The organism is Brevibacillus sp. FW301-21C12A (genome assembly GCF_058788915.1).
Genome location: NZ_JBYTBG010000084.1, coordinates 1 through 7,775, shown reverse-complemented (window position 1 = coordinate 7,775; position 7,775 = coordinate 1). Strand labels below are relative to the sequence as shown.

The following is a 7,775-nucleotide window of genomic DNA, read 5'->3' as shown; positions in this document are numbered from 1 at the left end:
TTTGAAGGAATAAGAAGAAAAGCTGTATTCCCGATTACTTTTGCGAGTAATGGAGAATGCAGCTTTTTTTGTGTACCCTGGAACACAGGGACGTACCCACAAGGAAAATCGAACACAGCTTAGCCGTCACAAAAAGGGATGGCCATGCGGGAGGAAGAGTTTTTGGCTAAATACGAGCAAGAATGTTTTGTTGCCAGCGCTTCGCTGCCCTGTTTTTTACCTGGTCTTCCCTATTCGATTCATTGAAATTATTGATGAGTGGGATGGAAAAGTTTATTTTTAAATTGCGGTCTGGCTCCACTATAGTAATGAGTAACAGAATTACATACTGAAATTTCTGATGTTTGTGGACAGGAAAGGAGTTTTCATGAAACAGGCTGCTTCTGTGCGTTTCCACTATGCCTGGGTGATTGCCGCAGTGACCTTTTTCATCCTCTTGATAGGGGCTGGGATTCGCTCCGCACCTGGTGTATTCATGGTGCCTGTGGAACAAGAATTTGGGTGGAGTCGTTCTTCAATCTCCTTTGCGCTGTCTATCAATTTGCTGTTATACGGATTGGTTGGGCCGTTTGCAGCAGCGGTCATGGATCGGTTCGGGATTAGGCGGATCACGATGATTGCTTTGCTGATGTTGGCCTTAGGGGCTGCACTGACAACATGGATGCAGGCATCATGGCAACTGACTGTGTTATGGGGAGTGGTTGTCGGCCTTGGATCAGGCTGTACAGCATCGGTATTAGGGGCGATGATCGCCAATCGGTGGTTTGTACAACAGCGAGGGCTGGTCATGGGAATTTTGACGGCGAGCGGTGCTACGGGACAACTTGTGTTTCTGCCTCTTCTCGCCAGCCTGGCTGAAACGGAAGGCTGGCGTACAGCCTCCTGGGTGATAGCTTCCGTAGCGCTCGTGATGGTGCCGATCGTGGCAGCTTTGATGCGTGATCGCCCGAGCGATAAAGGGCTCTCAGCGTACGGAGCGACAGTCACAGACCAAGAACTTGCGGCTCCTGTACAAAATCCATTCCGTGCGGCAATGAATGGGTTGTTCACTGGCCTTCGATCCTTTGACTTTTGGTTGTTGGCCGGCAGCTTTTTTATTTGCGGTTTGTCTACAAACGGTTTGATCGGGACGCATTTTATTGCGGCGTGCATGGAGCACGGGATTCCAGCAGTAACTGCTGCCAGCCTGCTCGCCCTGATTGGTGTTTTTGACATTATTGGAACGACGCTTTCCGGATGGCTGTCTGATCGCTACAATAACCGCTGGCTGCTATTCTGGTACTACGGACTGCGCGGGCTCTCCTTGATGTTTCTGCCTACGGCTTTGTCCACCTCTACATTTAGCCTTGGGTTGTTCATCGTGTTCTACGGTTTGGATTGGGTCGCGACGGTTCCTCCTACATTGAGGCTGACGACAGACATTTTTGGCAAACAGCAGGCAGGAATTTTGTTTGGCTGGATATTAACAGCCCATCAATTGGGGGCTGCGGTAGCTGCCTACGGTGGTGGCGTGGTCTATACAATACTGAACAGCTACTTCTTCATGTTCATAGCTGCAGGAGCGTTTTGCCTGCTCGCTTCCTTCATGGTTATGCGAATTGGCAGGAACGCGCTCAGTGCAAATGTTTCCCGGAATGTATAGCGGAAAAAAGGAAAGCACCCAAGGCTCATATTGCCTTGGGTGTTAGCTTTGAGTGGAGTGGGATAGCGGCAAACTGATACGGAAAATAGCACTGCACAATGGACCGTTTTCAGCTTCGATCCTGTTCATGGGAAGCATTTTGCAAAAATTGACGCTGGATTTCATGAAAGCGGTCGAGCTCTTGTGCCATGCAGTACACACTTTTTGCGACTCTTACAGCTTTGTAAGAATCGTGCAAGGCAATTCGATAGGAGAACGACTGCGCCCCTTGTACAATCAAGGTAACAACACAAACGGAGGGGGATACGCCATGAGAAAATGGATGAAGATGACCGTGCTTTTTATCGGGCTGCTGATCGACACCAAAACAATGATTCGCACCTCCGATTTGGAAATGATCGTGAAGCTGTAGCAAGGCGCCGGCGCTGACCCGGCGTCTTTTTTTCTGGGAAAGGGGAGGCATTGCACCATAAAGTGCATAATGGATGGCTCGATGGGTTGACTTTTTATACTTTATATATATTATTGTATTGAAAAGATACGCGGGTTTGATAGGGGGAGTGAATATTGATGTCAGAAAAAACGGCGTTGTGGACGAAAGATTTTGTGATCCTGGCACTCTCCAACTTTATGCTGTTCGTTGCGTTCCAGATGTTGCTTCCGACGCTTCCGGTCTATGTGACAGACATGGGCGGAGATCAGTTGGCGGTAGGGCTGGTCATTAGCCTTTTCACCGTGTCAGCCCTGCTTGTGCGTCCTTTTACCGGGAAAGCGCTGGACACCATCGGGAGGAAGCCTGTTTTGCTGATTGGATTGGCCATCTTTTTGCTGGCCGTCGCCGGATATTACTGGATGGTCAGTGTGGCGCTGGTGTTGGCGATTCGCTTTTTGCACGGGATCGGCTGGGGAATTGTCACTACCACCTACGGAACGATCGTGTCCGATATCATTCCTCGGGAAAGAAGCGGGGAAGGAATGGGGTACTTCGGGATGTTCAGCAACTTGGCGATGGCTTTCGGGCCTCTATTGGGCTTGTGGGTATCGCAAAACTGGGGATACGGTTGGCTGTTTGCCATCTCCGCAGGCTTGACTGCTCTGGCGATGATCTTGTCCAGGCTGGTAAAAATCAAGCCAATCGTTGCTGGGCAAAAGCCGAATGGCAGCGTGTTGAGTGGGCTGATTGAAAAGGCAGCGCTGTTTCCCTCTCTGCTGAATTTGCTGATCGGGATTATTTACGGAGGGATATTCAGCTTTATTACTTTGTTTGGCCTTGAGGTTGGCATCGCGAATATTGGTCTGTTTTTCCTGTTCAATGCGATTGCGTTGATGGCTGTTCGGCCTCTGGCGGGAAGGCTGTTTGATCGCAGAGGACCTGCCTGGATTTTGCTGCCGGGTGGATTTATCCTTGGCGGCGGACTGTTGCTGTTGTCGTACAGCACGAGCGAATGGCAACTGATCTTTGCTGCGATCTTGTTTGGCGTCGGTGTGGGCGGCGTGCAGCCTTCTTTGCAGGCGTGGACGATCAAGCGGGTAGACCCGTCGAGAAGAGGGGCAGCTACCGGGACATTTTTCTCTGCGTTCGACCTTGGGATCGGCGGAGGGGCAATGATTCTGGGGGCAGTCGCCAAAATGACCAGTTTTGCGGCGATGTATCGTTATTCGTTGGTTGCACTTGGGCTGTATTTGCTTGTCTACATCGTTTATTTGGCCCGGCAAGGCAAAAAGACATCTGTGCCCGAATCGATTTCCTCCTAAAATCGTTTCGGGTTTTTCCTTTTGTGAATAGGGAAGGCGAAAACGGCAAATCATAAGTGAATGCAAAACAGGACTGGAATAAATAGGGAACGTGCTTTTGGGAAAATTCGGGGCCAAAAGCGGAGCAAAACCAAGGGGAATCGATTGATTCGACTGGAATTTTTGGACGTGTCCTCTTTCTATATGGTATAATAACGTATTGTGATAACCAGTTGGAGGTTTACCGTTTATGGCAGAAGAAACTGCTCGGTTTCCCAAAGTCGATATTAGCCAGGAAATGAGAGAATCGTTCATCAGCTACGCGATGAGCGTTATCGTCAGTCGCGCATTGCCTGATGTTCGCGATGGGTTGAAGCCTGTTCACAGGCGTATTTTGTATGCCATGCACGACATGGGACTTACTCCTGACAAAGCGTTCCGTAAATCGGCAAACGTAGTCGGGGAAGTTATGGCGAACTACCATCCGCATGGGGACTCTTCCATCTATGAAGCGATGGTACGTATGGCACAAGATTTTAATATGCGTTATATGCTCGTGGAAGGGCAAGGAAACTTCGGTTCTGTAGACGGCGACCCGGCAGCGGCCATGCGTTATACAGAGTCGCGCTTTTCCAAGCTCGCGCTGGAGCTTCTGCGCGATATTGATAAAGAAACAGTTGATTTCACGCCCAACTACGACGGGCGCAAGGAAGAGCCGGTTGTCTTGCCTTCTCGCTTCCCGAACCTGCTTTTGAACGGAGCTTCGGGGATTGCCGTCGGGATGGCGACCAATATTCCTCCGCATAACTTGACGGAAGTCATTGATGGCGTCATTGCCATGATCGACAACCCGGATATTACGATTCAAGATCTGATGAAGATCATCAAAGGGCCGGATTTCCCTACAGCCGGAGAAATTCTCGGCTTTAGCGGGATTCGTCGTGCCTACGAAACGGGCCGCGGCTCTATTATTATGCGGGCGAAAACCCAAATCGAAGAGGATAAAGGAAAACCGCGCATCATTGTGACGGAAATTCCTTACCAGGTGAATAAGGCAAGACTCGTAGAAAAAATCGCAGAGCTTGTCCGCGAAAAGAAAATCGAGGGCATTACCGATCTGCGCGACGAGTCCGACCGTAAAGGGATGCGCATCGTGATGGAGCTCCGCCGCGACGTCATTCCAAAAGTCGTGTTGAACAATCTGTTCAAGCATACGCAAATGCAGACGACGTTTGGCGTCAACATGCTGGCCTTGGTTGACGGCCGTCCGCGCGTGCTCAATCTGCGCGATATGCTGTATTACTATTTGCAGCACCAGCGCGTCATTATCCGCAGAAGAACCGAATACGATCTGAAGCAGGCAGAAGCGCGCGCTCATATTTTGGAGGGCTTGCGGATTGCGCTCGATCATATTGATGAGATTATCAGCCTCATTCGCTCTTCGCAAACAACGGAAGAAGCGCGCGAAGGACTGATGACAAACTACTCCCTAAGCTACGAGCAGGCACAAGCGATTCTCGACATGCGCCTGCAACGCCTGACCGGCTTGGAGCGGGAGAAAATCGAGAATGAGTACCAGGAGCTGCTCGCGAAAATTGCCGAGCTGCGTGCAATTCTCGCTGACGAAGCCAAAATCTACGCGATCATTCGTGAAGAGCTGGGCGAAATCAAGGAGAAGTTTGGCGATGAGCGCCGCACAGCGATTACGTTTGACGAGGATCACATTGAAGATGCTGACTTGATTCCAGAAGAGGATGTCGTCATTACTTTGACCCACGACGGCTACATCAAGCGTCTGCCTGTATCCACCTACCGTTCGCAAAAACGTGGTGGCCGGGGAGTCCAAGGATTGGGAACCAAGGATGACGACTTCGTTGAGCATCTGTACATTACCAATTCGCATGATTACATCATGTTCTTCACGAGCAAGGGCAAGGTGTACCGCCTGAAAGGCTTTGAGATTCCTGATCTCAGCCGGACGGCAAAAGGCACGCCGATCATCAACCTGATTCAGATCGAAAAGGGCGAGCGGGTCAGTGCGGTAATCCCGGTCAAAGAGTTCGACCATGAGCGCTTCCTGTTCTTTGCGACCAAGAAAGGGATTATCAAGAAGACGACGCTCGAGTCCTATGAAAACATTCGCAAAGGCGGGCTGATTGCAGTCAATCTGCGCGAAGATGACGAGCTGATCGGGGTTCGTTTGACTGACGGCCAGCAAGAGATCATCATGGGTACGCAAAAAGGGATGTCCGTTCGCTTCAGCGAAAGCGATGTGCGGACGATGGGACGCAACGCAACCGGCGTAAAAGGGATTACCCTCGACGATGACGATAATGTCATTGATATGGACGTCATCAAGCCGAACGCGGAAGTTCTGATCGTAACTGCAAACGGCTACGGAAAACGCACTCCTGTTGACGAATACCGCATCCAGTCTCGCGGCGGTAAAGGGATCAAGACCCACAATGTCACGGAACGCAGTGGTCCTGTGGTCGGCTTGAAAGTGGTTGAGCCAGAGGAAGACCTGATGATTATCACGACTTCCGGCATCATCATTCGGACAGAAATGAAGGGTATTTCTGTCATGGGTCGCTATACGCAAGGTGTGAAGCTGATTCGCCTGTCGGAAAATGAGCAGGTAGGTTCAGTAGCGAAATGCCCGCCGAACGAAGAGGACGATGAGGCCGACTCTGAGGAGCAAGAGCATGGTGAGGCTGTCGACACTGTTGGTGATGGTGACGCTCCAACCAATGTTGAACCGGACGAGCCGACTGAGGAATAAAGCAAAATATCGAGAGAAGCGCCCCGAAAAATCAAGGGGCGTTTCTTTTTTTGAGCAGAAAGTTAGAGTGATTTGTTACTTTATTCCTGCAAATGGTTTGAAATTGGAGTAAAATTGGGAAAAGAAAACTATTATGATTAACAAGTTGGATCGGGTGGTGACCAAGTTGCCCATCGTGGATGTGAAGCAACTGAACAGTGGAGCGAGATTGGCAGAGGAAGTATATTCAGCATTAGGGGGAGTTTTGTTTTCAAAAGGAACCCTTTTGTCTGAGAAAGAAATCGAATTCCTCGAAGCTTTTATGGTTAAAAAGGTACATATTGAGAAAGCCAGCGCTGGCAATACCACGGAGCAAGCAGAAGCACCAGCGGACGAGCAGGCAAAAGCTTCGGACAAGCTGATCCCTGTCAAGCCAGCGATTCAGGAGACCTTTGAAAAGGCAGTATCAACGCTGAAAAATTTGATGGTTCGGGTACAGGGCGGAAATAACATCCCGGTGATGGAAGTGCGTGAGGTGGTTACTCCGATTATTACGGAGTTCCAGCAGCAGCCGCAAGTATTGCTGTCACTGCGCCGTTTTGCACGGATGGACAGCTATACGTACGAGCATGCGATTGCAGTTGGGATCATTTCTTATATGATTGCAAAGTGGATCAAGGTTCCGGAAAAGGAATGGATGCAGGTTGCATTGGCAGGCACCTTGCTCGATATAGGAAAAACCAAGATCGACCGCAGAATTTTGCAAAAACCCGGCAAGCTCACAGAAGAAGAATTCGAAGAGATGAAAAAGCACACCGTTTATGGATACCAAATCATCAAAGCTTCCCATGGTTTGAGCGAGGGAGTCGCGCTGGCCGCCCTGCAGCATCATGAGCGGGAGGATGGCTCGGGATATCCGTTAGGGCTGCCTGGCTCAAAATTGCACCTGTACAGCAAGATTGTTGCTGTAGCGGATGTGTATCATGCGATGTGCTCGGATCGGATTTATCAAAAGGCACTTTCCCCATACGTGGTGGTAGAGCAATTGGTTCGAGACAGCTTTGGCAAGCTTGACCCGACTATTGTACGCAAATTTGTGGATGGGATTACTCAATTTACGATCGGTACGATTGTCGAGCTGAGTGACGGGACGATAGGAAAGATTGTATTTACAGATCGGAACCATCCTACCCGGCCAATGGTGGAGACCGGGGGCAAGATTGTAAACCTGGTGGATGCCAGACATTTGTCGATTATTCGTGTCTTGGAGCAGTCTTAGAGCAGGGGGAGAGGCGGTAATTACGCCTCTCTTTTATTTTTAGTGAAAAAGTTTAATTTCATTTTAAAAATTGCTTGTACTGTATTTCAATACATGGTAAGATACTTCTTGTCGCTTCAATTGAAGCAGACATCAAATAAGAAAATGAAAGTGTTGACTTCAGGATTCTTATCTGATAGAGTATTGAATTGTCGCTGCTGAGCGAAAAGGAGTTTTAAAAAACATCTTGCAAAAGCTTGGACGGCATGATATACTAAGAAAGTCGCCTTGAGAGGCGAGTGAAAAATGCTCTTTGAAAACTGAACAGCGAAAGCGTTGATGAGTCTATCATTAAAAGATTTGCCAGCTTTGGACCAGTA

The 7,775-nt window shown here is 49.4% G+C and carries 5 protein-coding genes; 4 read left to right on the top strand and 1 reads right to left on the bottom strand.

Features of this window, described 5'->3' with window-relative positions:
• Positions 1-367: 367 nt before the first annotated feature.
• The 4 genes from AC3WQH_RS24975 to AC3WQH_RS24960 all read left to right on the top strand — a co-directional run bounded on the left by AC3WQH_RS24975 (position 368) and on the right by AC3WQH_RS24960 (position 7,416).
• A complete protein-coding gene (locus AC3WQH_RS24975) occupies positions 368-1,642 on the top strand; it encodes an MFS transporter (RefSeq protein WP_007786444.1) in 1,275 nt (424 codons plus the stop codon).
• A gap of 570 nt (positions 1,643-2,212) precedes the next feature.
• Positions 2,213-3,397 carry an MFS transporter gene (locus AC3WQH_RS24970; RefSeq protein ID WP_007786449.1) on the top strand — a complete coding sequence of 395 codons (1,185 nt, stop codon included), beginning with the start codon at positions 2,213-2,215 and terminating at the stop codon, positions 3,395-3,397.
• A gap of 229 nt (positions 3,398-3,626) precedes the next feature.
• A complete protein-coding gene (gyrA, locus tag AC3WQH_RS24965) occupies positions 3,627-6,158 on the top strand; it encodes a DNA gyrase subunit A (protein ID WP_005829517.1) in 2,532 nt (843 codons plus the stop codon).
• A 133-nt stretch (positions 6,159-6,291) separates the two neighbouring features.
• Entirely contained in the window at positions 6,292-7,416 is a 1,125-nt protein-coding gene (locus tag AC3WQH_RS24960; protein ID WP_197187502.1) for an HD-GYP domain-containing protein, read from the top strand.
• A 116-nt stretch (positions 7,417-7,532) separates the two neighbouring features.
• Here the strand turns inward: AC3WQH_RS24960 and AC3WQH_RS24955 are convergent.
• Positions 7,533-7,775: hypothetical protein (locus tag AC3WQH_RS24955; RefSeq protein ID WP_492332305.1), on the bottom strand; the 243-nt coding region annotated here is incomplete at its 5' end.

Excerpts from the sequence above, each read along its gene's own strand:
- AC3WQH_RS24975 (WP_007786444.1), top strand. The coding sequence starts at position 368 with ATGAAACAGGCTGCTTCTGTGCGTTTCCACTATGCCTGGGTGATTGCC.
- AC3WQH_RS24970 (WP_007786449.1), top strand. The coding sequence starts at position 2,213 with ATGTCAGAAAAAACGGCGTTGTGGACGAAAGATTTTGTGATCCTGGCA.
- gyrA (WP_005829517.1), top strand. The coding sequence starts at position 3,627 with ATGGCAGAAGAAACTGCTCGGTTTCCCAAAGTCGATATTAGCCAGGAA.
- AC3WQH_RS24960 (WP_197187502.1), top strand. The coding sequence starts at position 6,292 with ATGATTAACAAGTTGGATCGGGTGGTGACCAAGTTGCCCATCGTGGAT.